Origin of the sequence: Streptomyces sp. NPDC003077 (assembly GCF_040611095.1) — a bacterium.
Lineage (GTDB): Bacteria > Actinomycetota > Actinomycetes > Streptomycetales > Streptomycetaceae > Streptomyces.
Map to the genome: position 1 here is coordinate 17,017 of NZ_JBEXNM010000074.1, position 26,577 is coordinate 43,593.

The 26,577-nt window shown below is 69.4% G+C and carries 23 protein-coding genes and 2 pseudogenes; 15 read left to right on the forward strand and 10 right to left on the reverse strand.

Translation table 11 applies throughout. The features are described from left to right. Positions 1-12 precede the first annotated feature (12 nt). The 3 genes from ABZX96_RS32355 to ABZX96_RS32365 all read right to left on the reverse strand — a co-directional run bounded on the left by ABZX96_RS32355 (position 13) and on the right by ABZX96_RS32365 (position 4,610). A complete protein-coding gene (locus tag ABZX96_RS32355; RefSeq protein ID WP_355551285.1) occupies positions 13-1,248 on the reverse strand; it encodes a lanthionine synthetase C family protein in 1,236 nt (411 codons plus the stop codon). Continuing rightward, positions 1,245-4,334 (reverse strand): lantibiotic dehydratase, encoded by a 3,090-nt coding sequence (locus ABZX96_RS32360; protein WP_355551287.1) that lies wholly within the window; start codon positions 4,332-4,334, stop codon positions 1,245-1,247. The genes ABZX96_RS32355 and ABZX96_RS32360 overlap by 4 nt, the downstream gene beginning before the upstream one ends. Positions 4,335-4,439: 105 nt before the next feature. Continuing rightward, the gene (locus tag ABZX96_RS32365) at positions 4,440-4,610 is read right to left on the reverse strand and encodes an FxLD family lanthipeptide (protein WP_355551289.1); all 171 of its coding nucleotides are present in this window, start codon (positions 4,608-4,610) and stop codon (positions 4,440-4,442) included. 259 nt (positions 4,611-4,869) lie between these two features. Here ABZX96_RS32365 and ABZX96_RS32370 point away from each other — a divergent pair, with 259 nt between their 5' ends. The 4 genes from ABZX96_RS32370 (at position 4,870) to ABZX96_RS32385 (ending at position 7,792) form a co-directional block, all read left to right on the forward strand. Continuing rightward, entirely contained in the window at positions 4,870-6,426 is a 1,557-nt protein-coding gene (locus ABZX96_RS32370; RefSeq protein ID WP_355551291.1) for an XRE family transcriptional regulator, read from the forward strand. An 11-nt stretch (positions 6,427-6,437) separates the two neighbouring features. After that, positions 6,438-6,842: an ASCH domain-containing protein gene (locus tag ABZX96_RS32375; RefSeq protein ID WP_355551292.1), complete on the forward strand. Its 405-nt coding sequence runs from the start codon at positions 6,438-6,440 to the stop codon at positions 6,840-6,842. A gap of 3 nt (positions 6,843-6,845) precedes the next feature. Continuing rightward, positions 6,846-7,148, forward strand: a complete 303-nt coding sequence (locus tag ABZX96_RS32380; RefSeq protein WP_355551294.1) for a hypothetical protein — start codon at positions 6,846-6,848, stop codon at positions 7,146-7,148. Positions 7,149-7,567: 419 nt separating this feature from the next. Next, a complete protein-coding gene (locus ABZX96_RS32385) occupies positions 7,568-7,792 on the forward strand; it encodes a hypothetical protein (RefSeq protein WP_355551295.1) in 225 nt (74 codons plus the stop codon). 288 nt (positions 7,793-8,080) lie between these two features. On the opposite strand, the gene ABZX96_RS32390 is transcribed toward ABZX96_RS32385, so the two are convergent. Next, the gene (locus tag ABZX96_RS32390) at positions 8,081-9,475 is read right to left on the reverse strand and encodes a helix-turn-helix transcriptional regulator (protein ID WP_355551296.1); all 1,395 of its coding nucleotides are present in this window, start codon (positions 9,473-9,475) and stop codon (positions 8,081-8,083) included. Positions 9,476-10,538: 1,063 nt separating this feature from the next. Here ABZX96_RS32390 and ABZX96_RS32395 point away from each other — a divergent pair. The 5 genes and pseudogenes from ABZX96_RS32395 (at position 10,539) to ABZX96_RS32415 (ending at position 14,706) form a co-directional block, all read left to right on the forward strand. Continuing rightward, complete coding sequence (locus ABZX96_RS32395; protein WP_355551297.1) at positions 10,539-11,636, forward strand: hypothetical protein; 1,098 nt, start codon at positions 10,539-10,541, stop codon at positions 11,634-11,636. Positions 11,637-11,665: 29 nt separating this feature from the next. Continuing rightward, positions 11,666-12,388 (forward strand): ATP-binding protein, encoded by a 723-nt coding sequence (locus ABZX96_RS32400; protein WP_355551299.1) that lies wholly within the window; start codon positions 11,666-11,668, stop codon positions 12,386-12,388. Between the two features lie 124 nt (positions 12,389-12,512). Then, positions 12,513-13,142, forward strand: coding sequence for a WhiB family transcriptional regulator (locus tag ABZX96_RS32405; RefSeq protein WP_355551301.1), 630 nt, complete (start codon positions 12,513-12,515; stop codon positions 13,140-13,142). Beyond that, positions 13,139-13,570, forward strand: a pseudogene (locus ABZX96_RS32410) (DUF2637 domain-containing protein); the annotation flags it as partial. The gene ABZX96_RS32405 and the pseudogene ABZX96_RS32410, both read left to right, overlap by 4 nt. A 944-nt stretch (positions 13,571-14,514) precedes the next feature. Next, on the forward strand, positions 14,515-14,706 hold the full coding sequence (locus ABZX96_RS32415; protein WP_355551303.1) for a hypothetical protein: 192 nt from the start codon (positions 14,515-14,517) through the stop codon (positions 14,704-14,706). A gap of 72 nt (positions 14,707-14,778) precedes the next feature. Here ABZX96_RS32415 and ABZX96_RS32420 read toward each other — a convergent pair whose 3' ends face one another. Next, entirely contained in the window at positions 14,779-15,009 is a 231-nt protein-coding gene (locus ABZX96_RS32420) for a hypothetical protein (RefSeq protein ID WP_355551305.1), read from the reverse strand. Between the two features lie 137 nt (positions 15,010-15,146). On the opposite strand from ABZX96_RS32420, the gene mobC reads away from it, so the two are divergent. The 4 genes from mobC to ABZX96_RS32440 all read left to right on the forward strand — a co-directional run bounded on the left by mobC (position 15,147) and on the right by ABZX96_RS32440 (position 18,573). Next, positions 15,147-15,671: a plasmid mobilization relaxosome protein MobC gene (gene mobC, locus ABZX96_RS32425; RefSeq protein ID WP_355551306.1), complete on the forward strand. Its 525-nt coding sequence runs from the start codon at positions 15,147-15,149 to the stop codon at positions 15,669-15,671. A 16-nt stretch (positions 15,672-15,687) separates the two neighbouring features. Further along, positions 15,688-17,418 (forward strand): mobilization protein, encoded by a 1,731-nt coding sequence (locus tag ABZX96_RS32430; RefSeq protein ID WP_355551308.1) that lies wholly within the window; start codon positions 15,688-15,690, stop codon positions 17,416-17,418. A gap of 80 nt (positions 17,419-17,498) precedes the next feature. Then, on the forward strand, positions 17,499-17,939 hold the full coding sequence (locus tag ABZX96_RS32435) for a hypothetical protein (RefSeq protein ID WP_355551310.1): 441 nt from the start codon (positions 17,499-17,501) through the stop codon (positions 17,937-17,939). A 190-nt stretch (positions 17,940-18,129) separates the two neighbouring features. Continuing rightward, on the forward strand, positions 18,130-18,573 hold the full coding sequence (locus ABZX96_RS32440) for a hypothetical protein (protein ID WP_355551312.1): 444 nt from the start codon (positions 18,130-18,132) through the stop codon (positions 18,571-18,573). Positions 18,574-18,791: 218 nt separating this feature from the next. Here the strand turns inward: ABZX96_RS32440 and ABZX96_RS32445 are convergent, their stop codons facing one another. The 4 genes and pseudogenes from ABZX96_RS32445 to ABZX96_RS32460 all read right to left on the reverse strand — a co-directional run bounded on the left by ABZX96_RS32445 (position 18,792) and on the right by ABZX96_RS32460 (position 21,325). Next, positions 18,792-19,478 (reverse strand): DUF317 domain-containing protein, encoded by a 687-nt coding sequence (locus tag ABZX96_RS32445; RefSeq protein ID WP_355551313.1) that lies wholly within the window; start codon positions 19,476-19,478, stop codon positions 18,792-18,794. Positions 19,479-19,525: 47 nt separating this feature from the next. Continuing rightward, positions 19,526-19,834, reverse strand: a complete 309-nt coding sequence (locus ABZX96_RS32450) for a hypothetical protein (protein ID WP_355551315.1) — start codon at positions 19,832-19,834, stop codon at positions 19,526-19,528. A 127-nt stretch (positions 19,835-19,961) separates the two neighbouring features. Then, entirely contained in the window at positions 19,962-20,321 is a 360-nt protein-coding gene (locus tag ABZX96_RS32455) for a DUF317 domain-containing protein (protein WP_355551317.1), read from the reverse strand. Positions 20,322-20,551: 230 nt separating this feature from the next. Then, a pseudogene (locus ABZX96_RS32460) lies at positions 20,552-21,325 on the reverse strand (transposase). A 432-nt stretch (positions 21,326-21,757) separates the two neighbouring features. Here ABZX96_RS32460 and ABZX96_RS32465 point away from each other — a divergent pair. Then, positions 21,758-23,752, forward strand: a complete 1,995-nt coding sequence (locus ABZX96_RS32465; protein WP_355551319.1) for an AAA family ATPase — start codon at positions 21,758-21,760, stop codon at positions 23,750-23,752. Then, a complete protein-coding gene (locus tag ABZX96_RS32470) occupies positions 23,749-25,680 on the forward strand; it encodes an ATP-dependent helicase (RefSeq protein ID WP_355551321.1) in 1,932 nt (643 codons plus the stop codon). Before ABZX96_RS32465 ends, ABZX96_RS32470 begins: the two co-directional genes overlap by 4 nt. A 224-nt stretch (positions 25,681-25,904) precedes the next feature. Here ABZX96_RS32470 and ABZX96_RS32475 read toward each other — a convergent pair whose 3' ends face one another. Continuing rightward, positions 25,905-26,129 carry a hypothetical protein gene (locus tag ABZX96_RS32475; RefSeq protein WP_355551322.1) on the reverse strand — a complete coding sequence of 75 codons (225 nt, stop codon included), beginning with the start codon at positions 26,127-26,129 and terminating at the stop codon, positions 25,905-25,907. Positions 26,130-26,577 lie beyond the last annotated feature (448 nt).

Consider the following 26,577-nt stretch of genomic DNA (forward strand, 5'->3'; position numbering starts at 1 on the left):
GACGCGGGGCGATCAGGTGATCAGCAGGCAGGCGTCCCAGCCCGTGGCGGGCGGCTGGTCCGTGGTCAGAGTGAGGGTGGACAGTGCCGTTCCGGCGCTGCCTTCGAGCAGTCCCGGACCGGCATCAGGTGCGGGGTACGGGGCTGCGGCCAGCAGGTTCTGGCTCAGCTTCCGCAGGGCCGACGCGGCGGTGGTGTCGGCGTCGGTCGCCGCGCGGGCCGTGATGCTCGCGAGGCCGGCGTATCTGTGGCACAGGGAAGCGTCGCTCGTCATCGCGAGCTGTGCGGGATCGTTCAGGGCGCCGAGCAGGGCGTCTTCGGCGGAGCACTGGCGGGGGAGGTCCTCGTGGGCCTGGGCGGCGAGTTGTTGGGCGCGGGCCAGGCCCGCCGTTCCGTAGCACCATGAGGGTCGGCGGTTCGCGCCGCTGTGGTGGTGCGAGTTCGTCGGCCCGGTGTCCAGCTCGTCCCGGGTGATCAGGTACGGCCATCGAGGGCCGGTGGGTGTGTCGAGGCGCCAGGAGTCCAGCCACGCGCAGATCGTGTGGATGGCGTCCTTCTGGCCCGGGACCGTGACCTCGTGCAGGGTGGCGGTGGCGAGCAGGGCGAGCGGGCCGCTGATGCCGTGGGCCATGCCCGCGTTGCCGTGGCCGCCGGGGAACTCCTCCTCGTCCATGCGGCCGGCGGGCCCGGTGGGCGTCCACCATCCCGGCAGCGCGGTGCCGCCCCGTGTCAGGGGTTTGGTCAGTTGGACGAGGTAGTCGAGCACCGCTCGCACGGCGGCGCCGCCCGGCCGGCGACGCAGCAGGTACGTGCCGAGCCCGGCGAGGCCGCGGATCAGGTCGAACTCCGCCAGTACCGGCAGGCGCCCGGCCCGGATGCGGTCGCCGCCCTCCTGGGCGCGGCGGTGGGCGTCGGCCGCGATCTGCTGGTCAAGGGCCTGGAGAGCCTGCCGGTAGGCGCCGGGATGAACGGTCGCGACCGCCGCGAGCGCGTAGGCGACGGCCGGGGCCCCGTAGAACAGCCCCGTACTGGGGCCGGTGGTGAGGGGTCGGGTCGCGGTGAGGGTCAGCCAGTCGTGGACGCGTCGCCACGGGCGCAGGTCGGCCGCGGCCAGCTCGGTGTGCAGCAGCGCGATCCCCGGGACGCCGTGCGCCAGGGACTGGGGCCACCACGCCCGTCCGTGCGGCAGGGCCGGGTCTGTCGGCCGCGCGAGGCGATCCGCGATCTCCAGGGCGTCTTCCAAGGTCACGGCGGTCCTCCTCCGTTCGTGCGCGCGAGGCAGGCCAGGGCCGCCGCTCGGGCGAGGTAGAGGCACACCGCCTTCGCCTGCCGGTCCACGCCGTAGGCCCGCAGGAAGTGGGCGTGCAGCAGGGCGCCGAGAGCCGCGTCCGCGTCGATGCCCCGGGTGTGCGGGCCGGGCAGGTGGCGGCGGTAGGCCGTCACCGCCGTCGACCGTTCCTCCCAGGCATCCACGATCGCCGTGCCTCCCGGGGAGCGTCGCAACGCGGCGAAGCCGTCGCGCGGATCGGCCAGCCGTACGGCGTCGGCGAACGCCAGCCGCGGGACGGCGTCGGGAGAGGCGGCCGGTACGTGCTCGATGAGCCACCGCAGGCCGGGGAGGGTGCCGCCGGTATACGCGGTGGCGAGCGCGGTGAAGTGGGCGGCGGTGAGTGCCTGCCGGTGCGGCCGGGACGGCTGCGCGAGCTGGGCAAGCACCGCGCGGGAGTCGGCGGCGAACACGTCCTCGGCCGCAGCCCGTGCGGCCTCAGTCCCCCAGCGCCCGGTGTCCGGGTACGAGGTCGCGTAGGCCACCTCGCGCAGCATCCCCCACCGGCGCAGATCCGCCACCCACGAGCTGACGCGTCCGACGGCCTCCCCGAAGGCGGCCGGGGTAGCAGCGGGCAGCCGGATACGGAGCCGGAGGCAGTCCTGCTCGTGTTCGCGGGATCGGAGGAACCACCAGATCGGCTCCTCGCCGTCCCACTGCCCGAGGAGGGTCGGCAGATGTTCGGCGAGAACGGCGTCCTGGCGCCGGGCGTCGCCGTAGAGCTGGGCGAAGAGCACCGGGGACAGCCCGGGAAGGTCGCCGTGCGCGCCGGTGACCAGGCGCTCACGGACCGGCGCAGGCGGCGTTGCCTGTGCCTTCGGCCGGCGCACGGCCAGGGGAATCACGATCTCGTGGGCCTGTCCTCCGCACCATCCCACCGCGTCTTCGGCCGGGGCTTCCTCCAGTACGGCATAGGGGTAGGAGTGCAGGTGCTCGCGCAACAGCACCCGGTGTCCGGCATCGCTCAGGGCCAGGGGCAGGCGCCAGTCGCCGTCGGTGAGGTGGACCCGCTGGGGCGTGCGACGGCGGCGGCACCACCCGGCCAGGGCGCTGTCCCAGTCCGCCCAGGTGGCGGACCGGCCGGGCAGTTCCTCGGCGCCCAGCCGCCACCGGGCAGGGGAAAGGATCGTGCGTCCGTAGCGGAGCCGGGGCAGGAACGGCAGGTCGGCCGCCGCGCCCCAGTCGAAGTCGGTCACCTGGGTGTGCTGCGCGCGGGGCAGTTCGGTCAGGAAGCGGGCGAGCGGCGGACTGTAGGTGCGCAGGTTGAGCGCGTGCATCCCCCATGCTTCTACGCGTTTGCCCAGGTCAGGCGCCGCCAGGTACAAGCGGGTGCTGTCACAGCCCACTGCCAGGTCCTCCACGGTGAGGATGTCGGCGCCGGTCGTGTCCCGGTGTTCGGCGAGGGTGATCACCAGGGGCAGGGTGCGCGGGGCCCGTGTCACATGGGCGGTGGCGGAATTGAGCGGCGGGAAGGAGAGCTGGGCGCAGACCGTGTCCGCGTCGTCTCCGGGCAGGGAGGCGAGGCTGTTGACGGCCTCGGCCCGGTGGGCGGCGTCCAGCACGCTGAGGAAGCGTCCCGTCGTGACGCCGGCCGCGCGGGAAACGGAGGTCACCACCAGGCGGAACCGGTCGCGTCGTACGGCGGACAGCTCGGCCGCCTCGACCCGGACGGCCAGTTCAAGGTGAGCGGGAAGCCGGACATCGCGACCGTCATCGGCCCCCAGGGCAGCAATCAGACGGTCGTCGAGGACCACTTCCCGTTGCCCGTCCAGCACGGCCCGCTGCACCAGCGCGAGCAGAGCCGCGTCCCGGCTCGATCGCTCCGGCCGGCAGGCGGTCCGTGACGTGCCGGGGTAGCCATCGGGCCAGCCGAGACCGCGATCGCAGAGGACTTCCAGGACGGGCACCAGCGCACCGGGCCCGTACCGGGCGTAGAAGCGGCGGTGGTAGTCGCACCACGCCCGGGAGCCGTGGGGCCGGCTACTGAGCCGGGCCAGGATCATGGCGGCGCGGCCGGCCTCGTCCGCGATCTGCTGGGGAAGCACGGCTTGCACGTCCAGCCGCAGGTCCTCCGTTACCGGGTGGCACCGTGTCCGCGCGATGCGGCGCATCACCGCGGCGGCGTCGGCCCGGATCCTGCGGCCCTCATCAGCAAGGGCCCGTTGATGGCGTTTCAGCAGCGCGTCGACCTGTTGAAGTTCGGTGACGAGGGGGTCCGCCGTGTTCCCGATCGCATGGAGTAAGTGCCGCAGTGCGTCCGGTTCGGTGCTGGGCGCGTGCGCGTTGGTGATCAGTGCGCGCTGCTGGACGAGCCCGATCAGTATCGCGGTCGCCGTCGTGTACGGAACGCGGGAGGAGTCGCCCCGCAGCCTGTGGATCAGTTCCCCGGCCGGGATCGGGGTGCGGGCCGCCTCGATCGCCGCGCGGACCGGGGCGGTACAGCGGATGTGGACGTCAACGGCCTTCACGCTCTGGTCCTCCGGGTGCGGTTGATACGGCACCACCAGGTGGTCACCGACCACCGTCATGGTCGAGTTGGCCACCACAAGCAGCCGTTCCAGCAGGTCCGGTCGACTCTCCACCTGGGCGATGACCTCGGCCAGCCACTCGGCATCGGCCCTGGCCACCCCCTGGTGCTCCGAGCCCCACCACAGGTCGGCCCGGCCCCCGAAGGGGGCGTACGCCACCCCGGCGAACAGGCCACGAGGAGTCGGACGCCCGGTCATCCGCAGCAGGTACCGCGCCACGGACAACGCCGCGCGCCGCGTCTCCCGAGCGGCCGGCGCCTCTGCGGCGCACACGGCGTGGACCTGTCGGGCGAGGTCCGAGCTGGCGTGGCTGATGGCGTCGGACACCGCAGTGATCGACCAGACGCTACGCAACCAGCCCACCTGCTGGAACGCATGCTCCGAAGACGCGGCGGACAGGTCGGGCCACGGCGGCAGCCCCAGTCCGGCATGAGGTGTGGAGCGGATCACGGCCCACCCGAGCGAACGGTATTCGGCCACGCCGCCGTACGTTGATCGCACTGCTCTCCCCGGTCATAGCTGGAGCACGGCGACCGTCGCCGCCGACGCGAGGAAGACACCCGGACGGCCGGCCACCCGTGAGCATCAGGCAGCGCTGATGCAGGTGGTCTTCTCACACGTGGACCCGCAGTTGTCATCGGTCATGTTGACCAGACCCGCGGGGTCCGCGACCTCCAGCAGCGTGATGTCCAGCACGAAGCCGTCCGGCTCGGCCGACCTCTGTTCGGGTGCCGCGTTGCTCGTTGCCGCCGCCATCGCGTTCCGCCTTTCTCTCCCCTCCCACAGACGAACGACACCGAGTTCGGTCGGCACCGGAACGGGGAGGCTCTGAGCAGGGCCGCGGTCGCGGCCCGGACAACAGCCTGCTCCGCCCGTGCCCACCGCGGTAGTGAGAGCCGCCCGCCTCCAATGGGCGGGCGCACCGCCCGAACGGCGCCGCCTTGCGACCGCGGATGTCACACGGCACCGTGTGCGCGGGACGTCGCGGCCGGAGAAGCGCCGAGAGGGGGCTGCGGTGGACAAGGGCACTCCCACCACCTCGCAACCGCACGTTGCCGCCTGCGGACGACGCCTGCGGGAACGGGCGCTGGCCCGGTCCGGTTCCCCGTCGGCGGTCCCTCATGAGCTGGTGATGGCCATCGCGACCGAGATCGAGGCGCACTGTGGGCACCACCGTCTCAAGTGCGTACGCCTCGCGCTCGGCTGGACCGTCGCCGAGGCGGTGGCCGCCGCACACCGGCTCGTGCAACAGGAGTCGCTGCCCAAGATCGGATTGACCGAGCGCTCGTGGAAGGACTGGGAGGCCGGCAACCCGCCCAGCCTGACCTACCAGGACCTGCTGTGTCGGCTGTTCACCAGCGATCCGGTCGCCCTGGGCCTCGCCCGCGACTACTCGCCGCGCGGCTCACCTCCGCATGGAAAGGTGGAAGAGCCCGGGACGAGTCCCGTCCCGGCAGCGGGCAGCGCCACGGCCAACGGCTCGTCCGGAACGGCGGAGGTGGGACCGACGAAACGTCGCGACATGGTGAAGGTCGCCGGGATCGCCCTGGCCTCCCCGGCCCTGACGGCGCGCGTGCTGGACCAGGCCGCAGCCGAGGCTTTCGACTTCACTCAGCAAGCGGAGGCCACCTCCCTCGGCGCGGGGACGCTGGATCACCTCGACCACGCCACCGCACAGTTCAACAACGCCTACTCGCTCCACTCACCCCGGGACCTGTTCGACGCCGTGCTGGACTACCGACGCAAGGTCGCCCGGTTGCTCGCCGCCCGGCACACCAACCGACAAGGCCGCGAGCTGGACGCATACGCCGGATGGCTCTCCGAACTGCTGGCCTGGCTCGCCCACGACCTGGGCAGCCCACGGGCCGGTCTCGCTTTCGCCACCGACGCCTTCGCCCATGCCCGGCAGGCCGGACACGACGAGTTGTGTGCCTGGGCCATGGACGCCGCCGCCTCGATCAGCCTGTACGCGCAGCAGCCGGACAAGGCCCGGAATGCCGCCGAGAAGGGCCTGTCCGCGGCCCCGACCGATCACCCGCTCACCGTCCGATTGCAGGCCCAGCTCGCTCGGGCGTGTGCCGCCCGTGGCGACGCCGACGGCTTCGATGCCGCCTTTCGTGTCGCCAAGGACGCCTACGAGCAGCTCCCGACACGGCCACCACGTTGCTTCGGCATGGATGTCGCACCGCTGGCCGAATACGCGCTGACCTCCTACCCGGCTACCTCTTTCATCTGGCTCGGCCGGCCCCAGGCAGCGCAGCGGCACGCCGAGCAGGCCCTGACCGCCTTCGCGTCGGCCCCCGCCGCCTCGCGCTCGCCCAGCCGCGAGGCGATCGCACACATCGACCTGGGACTGGCCCATGCCCACCTCGGCGATCCGGACGCCGCCGTGGCACTCGGCCACCAGGCACTCGACTCCGCTCGTGTCGTGGAATCCGTCCGCAGCCGCGCCGCGGACCTCGCCACCGTCCTGAGCCACCGCTACCCACGGGACTCCTCCGTCGCGGAACTGCGCGAACGCATCAGTGCGTCGGCCACCTCCACTGATCCCTCCGCACCGTCGCAGACCTGAAGGAGACCGCCTTGGGCACCGGTGACATCCCCGCCACGCATTCACTCAACATCCGCGCGGAGAACCTGGCGTTGATCAAGAGCGGCGCCAAGACCATCGAGGTACGCGTCGGGTACCCCAAGATCCGCCGGATTGCCGTGGGCGATACCCTCTGGTTCCGCTGCGGAGACGTCTCTGTTGCCACTCGCATCACCGGCAAAGTCGAATACCCCGACTTCGAATCGCTACTGGACAACGAAGACAACTTCGCGATCGCCGGTGAAACCATGCATCGGGACGAGCTGCTGGCCGCCTGCCGGAACATTTACCCGGCCGACAAGGAAGCCCTCGGGGTCTTCGCCCTCCACCTCCGCCTCCGCCTCCGGCACACTGCCGCCGACCAGGACGGGGACGACACACCTGGTGCCGGAAGCTGAGCAGTGCTGCGGGCCCGTTTCCCTGATGGCGCTCTTCGTCCCCATCCGTCGCCCGATCCTTCCCCAAACCTGCTCACCATTGTTCCTCAGCCTGAAATCTTCGACGCCGAGTCTGAGAAGACCACCCACCTCACCGACAAGATCGTCGCGATCGCCGGACGGGAGATGTGGCCCGAGGGGGAGATCCTGGTCCACGGCGAGCAGTGGAAGTCCGGCCCCGGTCCGCGGCGCGATCCGGCCTGGTACGGCGACGGCGACCCCTGTGACGAGGACGACGCGACGGACGAGGAGTCCACCGTACGGTGATCGCCGCCTGGTACCGAACGGAGGGGGCTGGTGGCCCGCCTGACACGGACGTTCCGCAGGCCCTTGAGAGCGCGGGGCGAACGTCGCCCCGAACGGGTGACACACTCTCGGACCCGTGCCGATCGGGCCAGCCCGTCGCTACGATCCGCTGCGTGAAGACCCCCAAGCCCCGGGCAGAACGGGGTAGTTCATCAGACCGGCCGAGCGGGCCGTGTGCCATCTGCCGTCGGTCGATCGGCGGCGCTCGGTGGAAGCTGAGCAAGTCGCGCAAGCCCTGCCATGAGTCCTGCCTGCAACGGGCCACCCTGGCGGGTCAGCGCTCGGCGGGGCCACCCGTTCCGGTCGACCGGGCGGCCCCGAAAGCCCCGCCGCAGCGAACGGGGCCGGGCACGCCCTCGCGCTATCCGGGGACCTGCCCGATGTGCGAGAAGCCGTACCCGGCCAAGACGCTGGTGACGAAGGTTTTCGCCGGTTGGGCCCACAGCGACTGCGTCTTCCCGCCCGAGACACGCTCGCCCGCCGGGGCGGCCGGTGAGTTCGAGCGCAACCGGCAGGCCGTGCTGTCGGGAGAGACGTTCCGCAGCCGCGCGCCCTCCAGCTGGCGCCGCGGCTCCTCGCCTTCCTCCGCCGGCGGCCGACGCTGAAAAACCAAGCGGCTTGTGGTCCGCGCTGCTGCTCTACCAGGCGCTCGCCGAACCTACAAGCTGAAGGCGTAACCCCGAGCCGTCAAGCAGGTCCACGCCGCCTTCGCCGCCAGCTCGCCTGTACGGCCTACCGCACCGGGCCCGGGCAGAGAAGTGCCGTCCTACGGGACGCTGACGGCGGTGAACCCGCGTCCCTGCCGCTGTTGTCTACGGCGCCATGAGGGCCCGGGCATCGGCAGCTCGGTGCAATGCCCATCTGCTCACCACACCGAGCTGGCGCACGCTGAATCAGAACCCGTCGATCGAACTGCGTACCGGCGGCAGGGCGTTGTCCTGCTCATACAGGTCCCGCCAGATTTCTCGCAGCAGGTTGACCCGTTGTTCGAGCTCGGGGAGCAACTGCTGGATGTGCTCGACCGCAGCTCCCGAACCGGCCGGCAGTGCGGCGCGGGTGAGGAGCTTCAGCTCGGCGCGGGCCTCTTCGAGGAGGGCCGCGTGCGGCACACGGGCGATCACCGCTTGGGCGTCGACCTCGGAGATGGCCCACTCCCCCGGTGCTTCCTCGGCTGCCCAGATGACAGTGCGGTGAGCTGGCGCGAGAGTCAGTCGGCAATCCGGGCCGATCAAGCCGCTCAGGACGGGCAGGGGGACCGCGTCCTCGCCGGCGAGGGTGGCGGCCTCCTCAGCGGAGTCCACTACGAGGCGAGCGGTGAGCATGTGCGCGTGGCGGCGGCGCTCGGCCTCGGCTTGGTTCGCGCGTGCGCCGGCCTCCTCCCGCGCCGACGTGATCCTTCCGGCCGCCGAAACGTTGGCCCACGCGTTGCGGGCTCCGCCCAGGGCGTCGCGTTCGTCGTCTTCTTCGTCTCCCTCGACCCAGGTGATGACGACGAAGCGGCAGTCGGGCATGCTCGCCGGGTACAGGACATGGCTGACGACCTCGACGGTCTCCCAGCCGAGGGCCGGGACGTTCATGCGGAAGACGTGTCCGTCGCGGGTTTCGCCCAGCTCCGAGGCGGTGTCCCAGATGTGCCGGACGTCGGGGTCCTTCTTCACGTCCTCGATCAGCCGGCGAAGCTCGGCGTCGTCCTCGTTGGTGGCCTCGGCGAACTTGAGCATCTTGACGTACGCGGAGGCGTGCTTGCCCCAGTCGTGGTACTGGGGGCGGGCTTCCTGGTTGGTCAGGGCCCAGCGCATGAGATTGGCGCGCGGTTCCATGACCCAGGGCCACCACTCGGCCATGGCCGTGTTGAACGCGATGATGTTCCAGTACCGGTCGCACAGGTAGGTCGGGCTCGGCATCTGCCGGTCGACGAGCAGGCGCAGCGCCCGACGCAGCTCCGGGTGGCTGTCGGTCGTGGACGGGTCCAGGGACGTGCCCACGTTGTACAGCAGCAGCGCGTGGCGTTCGTCCCGGTCCAGCTTGAGCAGCGTGGCCAGGGCATCACACTGAGCCCGTGTGAAGCGGGGCGGTGTCGCACCACGCTCGATCTTGCGGTAGGTACGCACGCCCATGCCCAGGGCTCTCGCGGCCGGGGGCTGCGTAACGCCGGCGGCCTTCCGCCACCTTCTCAGCAGGCCACCGAATCCCATGAACTGCCCGGCGAGCTGTCCCTGGCGCTCCTCGGAGGAGATCCTCTCTTCGTCAGCGCCATTACCGTCGGGCTCGTTCCCTTTGGCGATCATGAGGCCCTCCCTCTTCCCGTGCTTTACGCAGGAGACAACTGCTTTCGGGCATGAAAAAAGAGGGTCGGCGCATTCGCCGGCCCCCGCCCTGCCATCTCCCGCAGGAACCATACGCAAGATTTAGGCGATCTTGACCACTTGTGGCGCGGGACACAATTCCCGCTAGAGAAGACGGTTTAACCCCCAACAAATTGACGCAGGACATCTAGGCGCGATCGCGCACGAAACGGACATCTATACAGGGGGCATTCTTGCCGCACTACCGAATCGGCAAATGTTTGCCGATTTTCGTTTCCGTCCGGCCGTAACCACCTGAACCAAATGATCAACTTTTGGCGGCTTTCCCGTGAAACGCTCATCTCCCTTGCGCGAAAAGGGACTTACGGTCGCGTAGGTAAGTGTGCGGCACGCCTCCACGGAAGCCCTTACAGAGACGGAATGAGCATTCGGCCGCCGTTGACGAGGTCTCGACGCTTGGCTTAAATCCATTCCCACCAGCCAGTTCAACAGCTTGTTGTGACGCACGACGCAGGGGACCACATGAAGATCATCTCCGGGGCGCTCGGGATGATCATCCCGCTTCCCACTTGGCCGCCGGCGGTGACTCACGGCGTCGAGTTCCGCGGGCTGCTTCTGCGGCTTGTGGAGAGTTCGTTAGCTAGTTCTGGATCTTGCCGCAGGGTCCGCATATGTTCGTCGTCCTCACCCGGCAGACGGCCCGGTGACAGGCAGCAGAGGAACGAAATACGGAAGACGCGAACCGGCCGGGCCGGGTAAGCCCGGAAAAACAACGTCGGCGCCTGAGAGGTGCAACTCCCAGACGCCGACGGCGATGCACTCCTGCCTGTGCGAAGGCCGGAGATTCATCCACACCACCGCACCGGCCCTTTCCACGGGGCGTACCGGCGCGGCTTCATTGCCGAGGAGAGTGTTACATGTCGACTGCCCCGCGCAAAAGGCCAAAACCCGCGGCCCGCGCAGTTGCCCCCGCCCTTTCCACCCACCGTCACTCAGGGCCGGAGGCCCGCGGGCTGTCCCAGGTCGTTCAGCGGGACGGTGTCTGATGGCACGGATACGCACGGTCAAGCCGGAGATGTTCGAGTCCGAATCCCTCGCCGAGTGTTCGGTGACCGCGATGCTGACCTTCATCGGCCTGATGACGCAGGCCGATGACTCCGGCCGGCACCGCGACCACCCCGCGATCATCACGGGACGACTGTGGGCACTGCGGCCCGAGCACACCGCCACGCACGTCGCCCGCGACCTGGAAGAGCTGGCTGCCGCGGGGCTGATCTGCCGGTACACCGGTTGTGACGGGCGTACCTGGCTTCACATCGTGACCTGGGAGCACCACCAGAAGATCAACCGACCCACCGAGTCGCGGGTCCCGCGTTGCCCGATTCACCAGGGCGAGCAGGCATGCGGCAAGTGCAAGGCGCAGGCATGTCCGGCCACCGGGCGCACGGCGTCAGGGAGCAGGACGACGGCTTCACTGAGTCCTCACCAAGTGCTCCGTGAGGCGTCAATGAGTCCTCACGGAGGACTCGACCAGCCGTCAGTCACCGGTTTCGCCGCAGGAGCGGGCGCTGAGAAATCCGGCTGCGCGCAGGGGATGGTCCCGCCGGGGCTGTCGGACGACAACGCGGGGAGCGTCTCAGCGCCGGCCCGTGAAACCGCAGGTCAGGCGGCATTCCATGAGGATTCACGGAAGGCTCACGGAGAACTCGCCGAAGCCTCACCGTCCGGATCTAGGATCTTGGATCCTGGATCTTTCCTTACGGGGCGCGAGGCGCCCGCGACCGCCCCTACTCCGGAACCGGTATCCGCCCAGCAGTTGGTGGCCGAGTACGCCGGCGCCTGCAAGCGCCGTCCCCCGAAGGACGTGCTCGGCATCCTGGGCCGCAAGATCAAGATCCTGCTGGACGAACGCTTCGAACCGGACACCATCCGCACGGCGCTGGAGCGCATGCGGACCAAGGGACTACATCCGAGCGTCCTGCCGAGCCTGGTGAACGAGGTCGTCAACGCCGCGTCGCCGCCGACCACCGCCGCACCGTCCTCCGTCGCCGCTATGGGGCCGTGGGCCGGCGCCGTCTCGTCCCACACCCCGTACCTGAACCCGACCGCCCCCGCGCCGAGCACGTTCGGAGGTTCCCTGTGACCCGCGTCCGACACGCCGAGCCTCAGCTCGTGGTCTCCGATCGACTCCGTGCCCGCCTGGCAGCGAAGATCGCCGAACGCGGACTTGACCCGGAGCGCCCGCTCCCGGACACCCCGGAACCCATTCCGGCGCTGGAAGCCGCCCAGACGCGCATACCGGTCGACTACCGCGACGCGCTGCCCGAGCACCCGGACGTCGCGGCGTGGGTACGCGCCATCGCGGACGCCTCGGTGGCGCCGCACGTCGGCGGACTCAACCCGCACCACGGCACGGCGGGGCGCCGACGGATCACGCACGGCCCGTCCCTGCTGCTGTGGGGTGACACGGGAACCGGAAAGACCCACCAGGCGTACGGGGCGATCCGGGCGCTGACCGCCGCCGGCTGCGGCGTGCAGTGGCATGCGACCACCGCCGCCGATCTGTACGCCGAGATGCGCCCGAGGAGCGGCGTGGACCCGGAGCACATGCTCCGCCGGATCGTACGGATCCCCCTGCTGCTTCTGGACGATCTGGGTGCCGCCAAGGGCTCGGAGTGGACGGAGGAACTGACCTTCCGGCTCGTGAACTGGCGGGCCCAGAACCACCTGCCGACCATCTTCACCAGCAACCTCCCGCCGGTGCGCACCGCGGACATGGACCCGCGCCAGCCGGTGCTACGCGACAAGGTCGGCGACCGCGTGCTCTCCCGCCTGTCCGGCATGTGCACGCCGGTGCGCTTCACCGGGCCGGACCGCCGCTTCCTGCGCCGCTGATCCCCGCCTTCGGCAACCGACCTCGCCTCCGTCGCGGCACCGCCGCGCCCCAGCACTGCCTCGCCACACCGCCGTTCACCGACGCCGCGCCATCGCCCGGCAAGAGGCGTATCCGGAGAATCCCATGCGCTACATCACCACCACCGACACCCCTCCCCCGGCCCTGCGGGGGATCGCCGACCACAGCTGGCATGCTCGCGGTCTGTGCCACGGAATGACCCCCGCCGACTCCGACGAGCTGTTCTTCCCGGCGCCCCGTGATCACGAGGCCATCGCCGAGGCCAAGTCCATCTGCGGCCGGTGCCCGGTCAAGAAGGACTGCTTCGCCTACGCCCTGGACAACGAGATCCGGTACGGCCTGTGGGGCGGACTGACCGAAGCCGAACGCCGCCCCTGGCACGCGAAGGTCAGCAAACGCCTCGACTACAGCCGAGTACGCGCCGCCTTCCAGGGCCGCGACATCCACCTCAGCGACGCCGAGCGCGAGGCCGTCACCCGCCACGCCTACGTCCGGGGGTGGAGCCCCCAACGCCTCGCCTACACCCTGCGGCTCGACCTCGACTGGGCCCGCGACCTGATGCGCAAAGCGGCCCACGCCGTGGACGACCGCGACCGCTACTGGGGCCTGTACGGCGAAGACGGCACCACCGGCAACGAGCGCGACCAGGACGAGAACGAGGAGCCCTCTACCTCACCCGTCACCCGCCAGGTGCACACCCAAGCCTTGATCACCGCGCTCGGAAAGGCCGCATGACCCACCGCACCACCGCGCCCCTCACCGTCGCCCCCATCGGAGCCTGGGACCGGCTCGCCATCATCACCCTCGGGACCGCCGGCTGCGCCCTGAGCTACGACGCCCTGCAGCAGATGGCCGTCGCCATCCACGTCCGGGGACTGCTGACCTACCTCTTCCCGCTCGTGATCGACGGCTTCATCGCCTACGGCGTACGGGCCCTGCTGGTCCTCTCCTCGGCTCCGCTGCGCGCCCGGCTCTACGTGTGGACGCTCTTCGGCACCGCGACCGCCGCGAGCATCTGGGCGAACGCCCTGCACGCGGTGCGCCTGAACCAGCAGACCACCAGCGACGGGCTGCGCCTGGGCGACATGGTCGTGGCGGCTCTGTCCACTCTCGCGCCGCTCGCTCTGGCCGGCGCCGTCCACCTGTACATCCTCATCACCCGCCACCATCCGCAGACCGCCTCCGGCGAACAGGGGACCGCCGAGGCGAAGCGGGACGGTGCGGTCTCCACCGAGCCAACCGGCTGGGACCGTCGCCCGCGTCGGCTTCGCCCGGTCCCCGACACCGGTGCGGGTCACTGGGCAACTGGGGACCGAACGGGGCCCTCGCCGCGAACCGATCCGGTGGGCGTTGGGGACCGACGTCCGGAACCGCCCCGTCCCGACGGCCGCCCGTCGGTCGGGGACCGTTCCGGCGTGGACGGTGCGAGCTCGGAAGACGTGACGGACCGCCTGGCGGACGGGGACCGCGTGGTGGTCCCCATCCCGAACAGGGACCACGGCGACGCGGTCCCCGCGCCCGGTCCGAGCGCGGACGGGACCGTCGGCGCCCAGGCCTCCGACCACGGGGACCAGGCCCTGATCATCCGCCCCGTCCTCGCCAACGGGGACCAGGACGGGGCGGACTCGCGCCAGGGGACCGGACCATGCGGGGACCGCCCCCGCCCGGCCCTGGGGATCAAGTCCGTGGACGGCCGTCCCGACACAGTCCCCGGGACCGGTCCCGAAGAGTCCCGTCCCCAGCCCGGCCTCGGGACCGACTCCGAAGGCCCCCGTCCCCACCCTGGTCCCGACGGCGGAAACCAGGAAGAGACGGGCGTCGGCCCCAAGGCCACCCCGAAGACCACCGGGGACCGGTCCCGGGCGAGCCGGGGACCGCAGTCGGCAGCGAAGCTCTCCGTGGACCAGCTCGTCGCCCGGCTCCGTCCCCACGTTCCCGCGCTGCTGGAGCGCGACGGGAACGCGGAGGTCACGCGCGCCCAGCTCAGGGAGATCATGCGCGCCCACGACATCGGCATCCGCAACGACCGCCTGACCCCGGTCCTGCAACGCCTCCGCCGCGAGACGAGCAGGACCACCACGACGGCCACGACGACAAGGAGCGCACGGTGAAGACGTGCCCGCGCTTCACGCGCATCAAGACCGGCTACGAGCGGGACATCCGCTTCCTGAGCAACCACTCCGCGCGCCACCAGGGCACGACGCCGGCGAAGACCAGCGCGAAGAACGCCTTCACGGTCAAGCGGAGCATGGCCAGGGCGCTGAACCGCCACATCGACACCTGCCCCGAGTGCGGCTGATCCCCGCATAAGCGCAGGTCAGCCGCCTGTGCGCCCGCCCTTCAGAAGCGGTGGCCCGGCCTTGGTACCGGGTCACCGCCCCACGACGGAGGACACGCCATCACCCCCCGACACCCGCGTACGACGGCGCCGACCGCAGCCGAAGCCGACGCCTGGGCGGACGTGCTCGTCCGCCACCACCTCCTGCACGCGGCCGTCCTGGCGCCGACCGGCCAGTGGCTCCTCCAGGACGAGCCCGAAGCCCGCGTCCGCGTCCTCGACGGATCGGCCGCCCTGATTGCCTTTGTCGCCGAAGTCCAGCACCGACTCCGCACTCCCAGGAACCGCACCCGATGACGAACCCGATCCCACGCTCTGCCCCCACCGCAGGCCAGCCGGCCCCCAACTCGACCGTGGGGCGAGCAAGTTATCGGCCAAGACACTCTTCCCCGTCGGGGAAGGTGCCTTGGCCGGAACCCGCCCCAGGGGTGGCGGGGGCGGACCAGCGCCGGGGGGCACTGGTCCGGGAGGCAGCGGCCGAGGGCGGACCGCAGCCGGAGAAGCAGGCGCCGCAGCACAAGCGCCGCGACGCCAAGAACCACTCGCGCAAACGCTCGCCCAAACGCGAAGGCCTCAAGCGTCGGCACGTCTGCAGCGTTCGCCTGAACGACGACGAAAAGACGCTCCTCACCGCCGCCGCCCGGAGCGCCCGTACGTCCCTGCCCGCGTTCCTCGCCCGCAGCGGCCTGGCCGCCGCGCACGACCTCGACAGCACCACCGCCGCCATCGCCGGCCAGCGGGAGCTGGTGGCCGAGCTGTTCGCCGCCCGCCGCCACCTCGGACAGGTCGGCAACAACCTCAACCAGGTGACCCGCGCCATCAACTCCGGCGGCCGGCCTTCGGAACTCGACTCCGTCATCGCCGCCGTCCACCGTGCCGTACACCGCGTCCAGCACGCCACCGACCGCCTGCTCAGCCAGCCGTAGGACACAGCACCCCAGCATGATCCCCAGGATCCACAAGCGCGGCACGCGCACCATCGGCCTGCTGCACTACCTCTACGGACCCGGCACGTACGAGGAACACGTCGCCCCCCACCTCGTGGCGTCCTGGGACGGCAACGCCCCCGACCCCGGCCGCGACCCGCAGGCCACCCTCAAGCAACGCCAGCACCTCCTGGACCAGCCTCTCGGCAACATCGACGAAGCCGACCGGCCGCGCAAACACGTCTGGCACCTGTCGGTCCGCAATGCCGCCGAGGACCGCCTCCTGACCGACGACGAATGGGCGGACGTGGCGCGGCGCATGGTGGCCGCGGCCGGGATCGACGACCCCGGCGAGGCGGCCGGGTGCCGCTGGGCGGCCGTCCGGCACGCCGATGACCACATCCACATCGTCGCCACCATGGTCCGGGAGGACGGCTACAAGCCGGACCTCCGCTTCGACGCGCGCCGCGTACAGGCCGAAGCCCGGCTCCTGGAAGCCGAGCTGGGACTGCGGCGCCTCAACGCCGGTGACGGCACCGCCGCTCAGCGACCCACCAGCGCCGAGCGTCACAAGGCCGAACGCCACAAGCGGGAGCGCACCCCCCGCGAAGAACTGCGGGAGTCCGTACGCCGGGCGGTGGCCGGGGCCGAGAGCGAGACAGAGTTCTTCGACCGGCTGACCGCCGGCGGATTGCTGGTCCGCCGGCGCGTCGCTCCCTCCGGCGATCTGCTCGGCTACACCGTCGCGCTGCCCGACGACCGCAACAAGGACAGCGAACCCGTCTTCTACTCGGGTTCCAAACTCGCCCCCGACCTCTCCCTGCCCCGTATCCGCGAGCGCTGGTCCGGCACCCCGCGGCCGAGCACCAACGACGAAGTCCCGCCGGGCTCCCCTGCCCGCCGCTCCCCCAGCGGGCCCGCCACGGCTCGCCGCCGTGCCACCGCCGCCGTCTGGCAGGCCGTGCTCATCCTCGACCGCGGTCCCGACCCCCAGGCCGCCGCGCACATCGCGGCGGCCGGCGAAATCCTGGACGCGCTCGCCAAGACCTCCGCCGCCCACACCCGGCAGCAGCTGCGCGAGGCGGCCTTCGCCTTCGAGCGGGCCTCGCGCTCCCACGTCCGTGCGGAACGCGGCCACGACCGCGCCCTGCGGCAGGCCGCCCGCGATCTCGTCCACAGCGGCCCGGCACTGGGCCGTGGAGAGGACGGCGCCACCACGGCGATGCTGATCGACATGGCGTTCTTCCTCGTCACCGCCGCCGCGCACTGGCACGCGAAGAAGGAACACACCCAGCAGGCCGCCGCCGCCCTGAAGGCCGCCGACCACCTGCGCGCCGCCTACCGAACCGCCGCCCCCGTGCCCATGGGCGTCCTGTACCAGCGGGGCCGACGCCTCCCGCAGCCCCTGCGGCACCGGCAGTCCGCCCATCTGCGCACGGCGGTACCCGAACTGGCCGAGCAGATCCTGGCCGAGCCGGGTTGGTACGCCCTGGCGGCCACCCTCGCCGACGCGGAGAACGCCGGCCACGACCCGTCGGCGCTGCTGGCCGAGGCCGCCGGTCGGCGCGAGCTGACCACCGCGGAGTCCGTCAGCGACGTTCTGGTGTGGCGGCTGCGCCGCATGGCCGACCTGCCCGCGGACGCCTCGACGATGCCCGAACACCACAACGCTGCCACGGCTGGCTCGACAGGGCGCACCGCCTCCCCCTCGACCAGCCGCCACGACCGGTCGCGCAGGCCCAGATGATTATGGACTCTGAGAGTTGCAGCAGGTCAGGGCCATGGTGCACGCTCCCTGTGGCCTGCCAGACGACCAGAGGAGTTCCGGTGTTCCGACGCGCTCGTGCCCACCGTGAGTTCCGCGACGCCCAGCGCGCGGGCTACGCGCTGCTGCGGATGCACCCGACGCAGCCGCTGCCCGACATGGCCGGACCGAACACCCCGGCCCCGGCCGCACCGGAAGCAGCAGCGCCGGACTTCTTGCCGCCGGACTTGCGGGTGCCCTCGCGACAGGAGGTGTCCGGCCTGATGATGCGCTGGGAGCAGCCGCTCATCATCGACGGCGAGGTCCGCTCGTGCCCCGAGTGCGGCGCGTACCGGGACTGGATCATCTTCAGCATGCGCGACGACTCGGTATGGCTGCGCTGCCGGGCCGGCCACGAGACGCAGGAACCCAGGCTGGACGCAGCTTGGTACAACCGCAACTCTGGCCCGGTCGACGGGTTCCACGCCACCCTCGAAGAGGGCTTGCGGCACCTCGGCCACTGATTCCGAGACCCCTACTCATCACCGGCCCCCGGAGGGCCGGTCCAATCAGACCGTCCGCTCCACAGTCACTCAGGGGCCTCGCAGCCACCTTCACACCACGACCGCCCTTGGCCTGGGCACCCTCACTGCCCTGGCTCTGGCAGGCTGCACCCGCAAGCCCGCACGCCCTGCGCGTCACGACGACGTCACCGTGACCGGCTGCCCGACGCTGGAACAGCTCTGCGGCGACGCAGCGACCGGCGGCAGCCTCCGCTTTCCCCGCAAAACGAAGGCGCCCTTCATATACGCCGGCGGCAGCAGCTCTGAGTTGACCGAGGAGCTGTACAGCGACACCCGAGAGAAGCTCTCCAGGAACATCAGCAAGATCTTCGACGCGATGGTCTCCTGCCCCATATACCAGGTGGTGTCCGACAGCGCTGTCATCGACATGGGCACCCAGCAGACGACCGCCCCGAACGTAGGCGGCGGACAATGGAGCCGAGTGATCACCTACTCCGTCGGCGGGCGGCGCAGCGTCGTGAAGCAGACCGCGGTCCGCGCCGGAAACGTCTTGGCGGTCGTCGCGAGGTCCTCAGGACTCGTGGACTTCCACCTGGAGAAGACACTCGGCAAGGCCCAGACCGCCGCCCGCTGACCTCCGCACCTCACGGCTGCGCCCCCTACTGGATTTGCAGTAGGGGGCGCAGCCGTATCGAAGGAACAGCGATGAGCAGATCACCGAGAGGGGCGGAGGGAGGAACGGATTCCGGGCCCGGCTACGCGTGCGGACAGGCGAGGCCCCCTCGGCCGCGTAGAGGCAAGCGATAGTGCGCTGATCCCGATGCGTGTCTCCAGCGCGGACGCCCCAGGACCTCAGCTGCGGCGATACACCGTGAGCCGGCCCTCCATACCATCCGGCAGCGTACGGCGCGGCACCGGAACCGATGAAGCGAGCGAGGAAGCGAAGACCGCGACCAGGTCGTGCGGGACGCTGGCGCTGAAGCTGGCGCACCACAGATACGGGGCGCCGAGAACGGGTTCCGCCCATGCCTGCCAGCCCATCAGCTCAGGCCGCGGGTCGGCGTCCTGGATGAGCGGCGGAAGCGTCTCCAGTGACACGCTGGTGGAGAGACCGGGGTCCGTGGCGGTCGTACGAGGACGGTCCACATCCCTGATCCAGCCCCGGGCGACGAGCGCGGAGACAACCGTCTCGGCCTCGGCGAACCCGGCCGCCGGCAGCTCGCGGGCGTCGAGCGCGACGAGGAGATCGGCGAGCACCTCGTGCGGAACGCCGGTGGTGAAGTACGCGTTCCACTCCGTCATGACGCTGGACGGGTGCGGACGGGCGGAAAGCTGCCAGGCCACCGGCAGTCCCCCGAGTTCGAACGGGTAGCCGGCGAGAATCCACTCGGCGCCGCACAGCCCGTCCGGGCTCACGTACAGCAGGGTGTGGCGGGACGTCGGCCACATGCGCCAGCCCATCCAGGTGAGCAGATCACCGATCCGCTCGGCGAGAACGCCATCATCACCGGCCAGATGGCGCGGGGCCACCCAATACACCGGCTCCGGCGAGTCGTGGTGAAAAGGATCATTGGGATGGTGGGGGTTCAGGACACCTCCGTGGTTCGTGAGCGTTCAGTGTCCGCCGTCGCCCGGGCGGCCTTGCGGCGGCGGTACGAGGGGGCCTCGGCCGGAGCCTGCCAGGTGAGCTGGACGGCGACGTCGGGCGGCAGGTGCCCGAGCTGCTCAGCGTCCTTGGCCTCCGCGATGAAGACCGCCGGGGTTCCTTTCTCGTCCCGGGCGATGACCACGCCGCCCAGCTTGTGAGCCATGGGAAAGAACGGGTTGATGGCCAGCCGGACTGGCGTACCGCGGTCGCATCCTGTCAAGAGGTCGACGACCTCTCCGACGGTCATCTCCGGCGCGTACGGCTCCAGGGCATCCTCCTTGCGCTATCGAAGGCGGGCAACTCGGTGTCAGGCAGAGGCACAGTACGTGTCGTACGCGACATCGGGGTCGCACGGCCGTGTCCTCGATGCCCTCTCACATCGGGCGAGAGGTGGTCAGGATGCGGGTCACGGTGGCGGCGACAATCTCCGCCGGGGTCTCGGTGTGGAAGGAAACGCTGTATCCGGGAATCTTGGCGGTCCCGGTGACGGCGAGTTTCCAGCCCTCACCATCGGTGCCTGGGCGCCCGCCCGGAAACCAGCCGAGGTAAAAACGGCCATCCTGCGAATTCACGTGTACATCACCTCGGTCGTCCACGACCAGGTTGAAGAATTCGGACGTGAAAAGGTCGGTTACCAAAGTCGGTTGTCCTGCCCCCAGCCGCCACCCGCGCAGCCGCAAAGCATCGGCGCTCCTGGAGAACCCGGGGGTGGGCACCTCCACAGTCACAGGCATCACCTCTCTGACCTGGCATTTTCCTGGGAAGGTGTCTACGTTGACATCCGAATGGAATGTTGGCCAGTCCTTACGGAATCTTTCCTGTCTGCCCCCGGCGAACTGGTGTCCTTTGTCATCCAATCGAGGCGTTTGACAGCGAACTCAGCCGTTTCGGATTTTCTGACAGTGAATCTAAGGGTTGTCCCGTAAATGATCTGCGGCGTGCTGGATGGCCTTCCTGTTTCCCGTCACCCTACGAGGGCGAGGTTGTGTAGGCGGGCGATGCCGAGCATGGCGTGGTGGACGCCGTCGCCCTTCAGGCGGCAGTCACGAAGGATCTTCCAGCCCTTCATTCGGGCAAATACATGCTCGACGCGGGTGCGGACCTTGCGGTGGGAGGCGGTGCGCTCTCCTCTTTCCAGGCCGGGAGTTCGGGCCTGGCCGCGTTCGCGACGGTGCGGAATGACCAGGCCGGTGCCCCGGCAGCCGCCGTCCGCGATCACGGTCGTCCTGCCGACGGCGTCCTTTGCGCCGGACAGTTCCCATGCCTTGCAGTCGTGGCGATTGCCGGGCAGCGGCCGGCCGACGGCGACGATGAGCCGGGTGTCGGCGTCGATGACGACCTGGTGATTGGTCGAGTATCGGTAGTTCTTCGACTGCTCGGCGAGGCCGTGATCGTGGGTGGGGCCCCAAGGTGCCGTCCACGATCAGCACGGTGTGCTTGCGGAACCGCTTGCGTTGCTGGAGCGCAAGTGAGGGGCTGAGGTGGTCGATGATGCGGTTCGCAGCCGACTTGGGCACCCCGAACAGCGGGGCCAGCCGACGCAGGTGAGGTTGGTGCGCCAGTACGCGGCGACCAGCAGCACCCGGTCCTCCAGCGGCAGACTCCACGGCCGGCCCTTGCGCACCGGGTCGGCGCCCTCGCGCCGCAGCGCGGTGATCAGCTTGCCGAACTGCGGAGGGCTCAGCCCGGTGAACAGGGCTGTCCAGGACGGCTCCGACGCCTTGATCACACCAGACACAGCAAGATCACCTCACCCGTGCCCAGCAGTTACGGGACAGCCCTTAGTCGACCCAGGTCAGCGACTCGCACACGACTAACTGCGTTGCGAAAGGATACGAACTAGTGTCCATGGCCATCTTGTCAGATCGCAGACGCTGTGGCCGAATCTCACGACAGCTGGCCAGTCAACGGCCGTTTGACTACGAATCCGAGACTGGCTGCACAGTCTGTGTTCGCTCTACGGAGCGAGTCGGCGCCAGGTCAGCTGGATCTGACACGAGGTAGGGCAGCCGCGCCTCCACCACGGCCCTCGTCAGCCGCGATTCCTGGTGTCGCCCCAGACAGGACCGGCGCCGATTTTGATCGATATGGCCCTGAGATCGAACGGGTTCGATACCGTCATGTGCGCGGTTGCCGTTCATGAAGACGTCGTTGTACCGGGAAGTGACGAATGTTCATCGAGAAGCTTGTGCTGGAGAACTTCAAGTGCTACGGGCCGGGACGCACTTCAGTCCGCCTGGACCGGGGCATGACTGCCTTCATTGGTGCCAACGGTTCGGGCAAAACCGCGGCCTGCGAGGCACTGCTGCGGTTGTTCGGGATATCCGGCCAAGAACGGTCCGTACGGGTGGACGACTTTCATGTGCCCGTGGACGAGGTCGACCTGCCCGCCAGCCGCGCACTCACGATCGAAGCGGTGCTCGCCTTCCCCGAACTCGACGGCAGCGGGGAGAACGATGAGGTCGAAGAAGGCGACGACGGGGATGCCGCGGAGGATGCGGAGCGCCAGCAGCCAGCTAGCACGTTCCGAGCGGTCCCGGAGTTCTTCCGGCGCATGGCTGCCGAAGAGGTTGGTGACCTGAAAGTCCGAATTGCACTCCGGGCCGAATGGGTCGATGACGGCACGGTGGAGGGGGCGATCACCGAGTCACGCGTGATCGTCAACACCCTTGCCGAGGAGTACAGCGAGGACGACTATGTGCAGCTCAGCGCTGCGGAGCGTAGCCGTATCCAGATGATCTACATCCCGGCCTCCCGTGACGGCGTGCGCCAGGTAACGGCCTTTCTCCGCAGTCGACTGTGGCGAGCTGCGCAGTGGTCAACTGGCCTGCGGGACCTCGTCAGTGGCCATGCGGCTGAACTTGCCGAAAAGTTCTCCGAGGAGCCCGTGGTCCAAGCGGTCGAAGGTGCACTGACGGCCCGGTGGCAGGAACTGCACGACGCACGAATGCATTCGGACCCCAAGCTGCGGCTGCTCGACGGCGACTTCAACCAGCTGGTCCGCGATTCCGAGCTTGTCTTCGAGCCCGACCACAACGCTCAGCCCAGACCAGCCCGCATGCTGAGCGACGGGCAGCGGTCGCTGCTGCATCTCGCCTTGACGGCAGCAGCCATCGACGTCGAGGCCGCCGTCTACGCCGGCCAGCATGATGACGACTTCACTCTGCAAGCTGCTCACCTGCCGCACTTGACCCTGATCGCGGTCGAGGAACCCGAGAACAACCTTTCGCCGTTCTTCCTGTCTCGGATCGTCGGCCAACTGCAAGATCTGAGCGGTACTACAACGACACAGACGATCCTCTCAAGCCACTCATCCAGCGTGATGACCCGTATCCGCCCCGAAAACGTTCGATACTTCCGTACGGAGCCAGCCGCCGATACGGCATCCGTCCGCGAGATCGCCCTCCCCGACGACACCACCGAAGCGGGCAAGTACCTGCGGGAGGCAGTGCGTGCCCACCCGGAGCTGTACTTCGCCAAGTTCGTAGTGCTGGGCGAAGGCGACACCGAGCAGCTCGTCATTCCCCGGATCGCCCAGGCCCACGGTGTGCAGCTGGACCCGTCCTTCGTAGCGATGGTGCCGCTCGACGGCAGGCACACCAACCACATGTGGAAGCTGCTCCGCGACCTAGACATCCCCCACGCCACCCTGCTAGACCTCGACTACGGCAAGGCTGGCGCGGGCCCGGCGCGGCTCCGTGACGCCTGCAACCGTCTTTTGGAGAACGGGCTCAATCCCCTGGAAGGGCTTACCGGCTACGACGAGGTAAGCGAGATCCACGACGACCTTCTCCTCCAGGACGTCGGGCCGATCCTGCAGCACCTGCGAAAGTTCGCCGTCTTCTACTCCGAGCCGCTTGACCTCGACTACGCCATGCTGTGCGCGTTCGATAAAGCCTACAGACACCTCGAAGGCGGCCAGCGTGGGCCGGATTCTAGTGATCCCACAACTACGGTTCTGGGGGAGAAGGGGACCAGGCCGGGCTACTGGAACAAGGAACGGGCTGAGCGGCTGGGCTGGTACCGGTACCTGTTCCTGTCGCGTTCGAAACCGAGTACCCACCTGAGCGCGCTCGGCCGCCTCAGTGACGAGGAGCTCCGATTGAACGCGCCAGAGGTGCTTGTGGCCCTCGTGGAGCACATTCGAAAGGTGGTCTCACTGTGAGCGCCTCCGACCGCCGGCTCCTGGCAGGTGCTCCAACGCAGCGGCCAACGACCGTGGTTCCGGTGGAAGATTGGGCCCCGGCAGGAATCGAGGATCTGGAACCAACCGCGTGGGCGGCTCTCCGGGACACCGGCAATGTAGCGGTCGTGGCCGGCCCGGGCGCGGGCAAGACGGAGTTCCTTGCTCAACGCGCTGCCTACCTTCTGCAGACCGGGCTGTGCCCGTGGCCGCAGCACATTCTGGCGATCTCCTTCAAGCGGGATGCGGCCGCTAACCTCGGCCGCCGGGTCGCCGCCCGCGCTCCGGAGCACGCCAGCCGCTTCGCCTCCATGACCTTCGACGCGTTCACCAAGGGGCTGGTGGATCGGTTCGCGCTGGCCCTTCCGCCGGACTGGCGGATGAGCCACGGGTACGACATCCGCAACGCACCCAACTCCGAAGTGAACACCTTCCTCAACACCGTCGCCTTCTCGGCCCCGCAGACGCTGGCCGGGCAACTCGGATTTCAGTCCGGACGCTTCGTCTCCGACATCGTCGGGCGATGGAACTTGCCCGAGAGCGTGCCGACGGACGATGACGTCGACCCCGTCTCCTACGCCGTACGCGAGTGGTGGCGCGCCCGCTACCTGCGGCCGGGAAGGGCGGAAGTCGACTTCGTCATGCTCAACCGGCTCGCCGAGCTGCTGGTCCGTGCGGTGCCGAAGCTTCGACGCGCCCTACGGATGACCTACCCCATCGTGTTCGTCGATGAATTCCAGGACACGACCAGCGCGCAGTTCTCCTTCCTCACGTCCGTTTTCGGCGAGGAGACCGCGGTGACAACGGTTGGGGACAGCAAGCAGCGGATCATGGGCTGGGCCGGCGCTATGCCCGAGGCCGTCCAGCGCTTCACAAGCACTTTCGACGCCACCACCTACCCGCTGGCGTGGAACTTTCGCTCCAGCGACGCCCTGGTCGAACTCCAGCACGTGATCGCCAACAAACTCGATCCGGCCTCAGTGCGGCCCACCCCGAAGGCAACTGCCGAGGACGGGCACGAGCCGGCCGTGCTGTGGGCATTCTCGGGCGGAGATAGGGAGGCGCGGTTCATCGCCGACTGGATCGCCCGGGACATTGCCAGCTCGGACCGTACTCCAGCAGACTTCGCGCTCATCGCACGGCAGAAAGTCAAAGACTTCGAGCCTCTGTTTCGGGCTCGCCTCGCCGCGCACGGAATCCGAGTCCGCAACGACGACGCTCGGCTCGGCAAGATGGCCCTCCAAGACCTGCTCAAGAGCGAGACGACCCGCCTGTTCGTGGGGCTGCTCCGGCTGGCGCACCAGCCTCGTGGCCTCGCAGCATTGTGGCAGGAGGTATCGGCGACTCTGGAGCGTGTACACGGCGCAACCGATGACGAGAGAGCCCAGCAGCGTGTCGGCGAGGACTTGAGCGACCTGACCACCCGGCTCCGTGCCTGGCTTCAGGCCCACCCTCCGTCGACCACGTCTGCGGCCGACGCCGTCCGAAAGGTGCTCGACCTCGTGGACAGCGCGGCCCTGCGCCGCTACGTCAAGGCCACGGCACCCGGTGAGGAGTTCGATCTCGTCATCGAAGCATTCGAGGCACGCCTTGAGACGGTGCTTGACGGGTCAGAGGACTGGGGTGGGGTACTCGACGAATTCGAGTCCGCCGATGCCGTCGTCTTGCTCACCACCCACCGCAGCAAGGGCCTCGAGTACCACACCGTGTTCTTCCTCGGTATTCACGGCAGACAGTGGTGGGCGCTCGGGAGCGACCCGCGTGAAGGGACATCGACCTTCTTCGTGGGTCTGTCCAGGGCAGCTCAACGGCTGGTCTTCACGACGGACCGGTCCCAGCGCACCGGTCCCATCGCGGCCTTCTTCGCGATGCTCACTGAGGCGAGAGTGCCAGAGGTCGATCAAGGATAAGGGCAGGCTCGTGAGACTGCCCTCTCTGACACAGTCTGAGACGCCGTGAGAAGCCGCAGGTTCCAGCCTCGCTGAAGGACGCGGACAGCGATGATGTTCTCGGTGACGCTGATGCGCCGCTCGATGGTGTTGCGCTGCTTGCAGCTCTCGCGATCAAGATCGGTGGCCGGCCGCCCCGGCTGCCCCGCCGCAGTCTGTGCCCACACTGGTCCGCCGGGACCGGATCACCGCCGGATGCCGCGCTTGCGCAGGTGGTCACGTACCGCGTGGGAGGAGTCGGCCTTGTCCACCAGCACCACCTCCGGCCTCGTGCGCGGGCGGCCACGCTGCCGGGAAACGCGCAGGCGGGACATGACCGCCTGGGAAGCGGGTGCGTCCCCGGCCTGCCCGGCGGTGAGGACGAACCTCAGGGGCCGGCAGCGGGCATCGGCTGCGAGGTGGATCATCATGGTCGGTCCGCCACGGGACCGGCCGATGGCGTGATCGGTTGGTTCGTCGGCTGGGGCCCGTTTTTGCGGACCCCGGCCGCGTGCCGGTGAGCCCGCACGATCGCGGTATCCACCGGGACAGCCCACGTCGGTTCTTGCTCGGTATCGGTCCGGGCTATCAGCGTGGTGAACACCCGCTTCCAGGTGCAGTCAGTGACCCACGCGTGAACGCGATCGTGCCGGCGACCACCCCGCCTCGGTGCCCGGTCCGGCAGCAACGGCTCGACCCGCGCCCACCGAGCGTCGGTCAACGGCACACCCGGGTAGCAGCAGTTCCCGGATGTCAGCGCGGTCGGAGCCTGTCCATGTCGCGGGGGGTGGAGACGATCTCCCCGGCCGGGCCGGCGAAGGAGGGGTTGAGGGCGGTGATGTCGGTCGTGCCCAGGTAGCCGTGGGCGTGGGGGCCGGG

Excerpts from the sequence above, each read along its gene's own strand:
- ABZX96_RS32390 (WP_355551296.1), bottom strand. The coding sequence starts at position 9,475 with ATGATCGCCAAAGGGAACGAGCCCGACGGTAATGGCGCTGACGAAGAG.
- ABZX96_RS32465 (WP_355551319.1), top strand. The coding sequence starts at position 21,758 with ATGTTCATCGAGAAGCTTGTGCTGGAGAACTTCAAGTGCTACGGGCCG.
- ABZX96_RS32450 (WP_355551315.1), bottom strand. The coding sequence starts at position 19,834 with ATGACCGTCGGAGAGGTCGTCGACCTCTTGACAGGATGCGACCGCGGT.
- ABZX96_RS32365 (WP_355551289.1), bottom strand. The coding sequence starts at position 4,610 with ATGGCGGCGGCAACGAGCAACGCGGCACCCGAACAGAGGTCGGCCGAG.
- ABZX96_RS32455 (WP_355551317.1), bottom strand. The coding sequence starts at position 20,321 with ATGCCTGTGACTGTGGAGGTGCCCACCCCCGGGTTCTCCAGGAGCGCC.
- ABZX96_RS32395 (WP_355551297.1), top strand. The coding sequence starts at position 10,539 with ATGGCACGGATACGCACGGTCAAGCCGGAGATGTTCGAGTCCGAATCC.
- ABZX96_RS32475 (WP_355551322.1), bottom strand. The coding sequence starts at position 26,129 with ATGATGATCCACCTCGCAGCCGATGCCCGCTGCCGGCCCCTGAGGTTC.
- ABZX96_RS32385 (WP_355551295.1), top strand. The coding sequence starts at position 7,568 with ATGTGCGAGAAGCCGTACCCGGCCAAGACGCTGGTGACGAAGGTTTTC.
- ABZX96_RS32405 (WP_355551301.1), top strand. The coding sequence starts at position 12,513 with ATGCGCTACATCACCACCACCGACACCCCTCCCCCGGCCCTGCGGGGG.
- ABZX96_RS32430 (WP_355551308.1), top strand. The coding sequence starts at position 15,688 with ATGATCCCCAGGATCCACAAGCGCGGCACGCGCACCATCGGCCTGCTG.